The following is a 1415-nucleotide window of genomic DNA, read 5'->3' on the forward strand; positions in this document are numbered from 1 at the left end:
AACATATCGATACGCTGACCACCGGTTACTTTCATCTCCGGCACCTCGTACTTATCCGCTACATCTGCGATTGCGCGCAGATCATCAGGGGTGCACAAGCCACCGAACATGCGTGGTACAACTGAATAGGTGCCATCTTTCTGGATGTTTCCATGCGCGCGTTCATTGATATAACGTGACTGCGGATCATCCTGGTAATCAAGCGGCCATGAACTCAGCAGATAGTAATTCAACGAATTACGGCAAGACGGGCAGCCATCCGGTGTTGCCCAGTTAAAGTAGCTGCGGGCTGCATCCATTGACTTCAGTTCCTGCTCGAAAACCCCCCTGCGTACCTCTTCATGTGTATGCGAGGTACAACCGCACATTGGCTTCTTGCTCGGTGCCTCTTCATAATCACCGCCAAGCGTATGAGCCAGCAGTGACTCGACCAGCCCGGTACATGAACCGCATGATGCGGATGCCTTGGTTGTCGAGCGCACATCATCGAGAGTGAAAAGCTTGTTATCTGAAATAGACTTTACGATCTCACCCTTGCAGACACCGTTACAGCCGCATATTTCGGCATTATCCGGCATTGCGGCAACACGCGTATCATCGCCATGACCCGAGTCGCCGAGGTGTGCCTGCCCAAACAGCAGTGTATTACGGAAGGCCTCGATATCCGTGCCCTCTTTCATTAACTGGAAATACCAGGTGCCATCAATGGTGTCGCCATAGAGGACGCAACCCAGAATCCTGTTGTCTTTAACAACCAGCTTTTTGTATGTGCCGGTGGCCTTGTCCTGAAAAACCAACTCGTCTGTATCATCACTGCCGGTGAAGTCACCCGCAGAAAAGAGTTCAATACCGGTCACTTTCAGTTTTGTTGAGGTTACCGTACCTTCATATCGTCCAATTCCGAATTCTGCGAGATGGTTCGCAGCCACCTTGGCCTGTTCAAACAGTGGAGCAACAAGTCCGTAGGTAATGCCACGGTGCTGTACACACTCGCCGACTGCATAGATATTCGGATCAAATGTCTGCATAGTGTCGTTGACGACAAGGCCATGCTCACAGTGGAGACCAGACTCTTTCGCAAGAGAGAAATTGGACTTGATTCCAACGGCCATCACAACGAGATCCGCGTCAATCTCTTCTCCGTTCTTGAATCGCAGGCCGGTAACACGTTCTTCACCGAGAATCTCGTCAGTGACATGTTCCATCAGGAACTTCATGCCGCGCTCTTCAAGTGATTTCTGCAGCATGATAGAGGCAGGTTTGTCCAGCTGGCGTTCCATCAAAGTGTCCATCAAGTGCACAACGCTGACTTCCATACCCTGCTTCATCAGTCCGTTTGCCGCTTCCAGACCAAGCAGTCCACCACCGATAACAACAGCCTTCTTGTACTGACTCGCACTTTCAACCATCACATT

At 50.8% G+C, this 1415-nt stretch carries 1 protein-coding gene; it reads right to left on the reverse strand.

Annotated elements, in window-relative coordinates; genetic code table 11:
• Positions 1–1415, reverse strand: a 1415-nt coding sequence (locus BOW51_RS10770) for an FAD-dependent oxidoreductase (RefSeq protein ID WP_135568281.1), incomplete at both ends; no start/stop codon positions are given.

Source organism: Solemya elarraichensis gill symbiont, assembly GCF_002021095.1.
In the GTDB taxonomy this organism is placed as follows: domain Bacteria; phylum Pseudomonadota; class Gammaproteobacteria; order Chromatiales; family Chromatiaceae.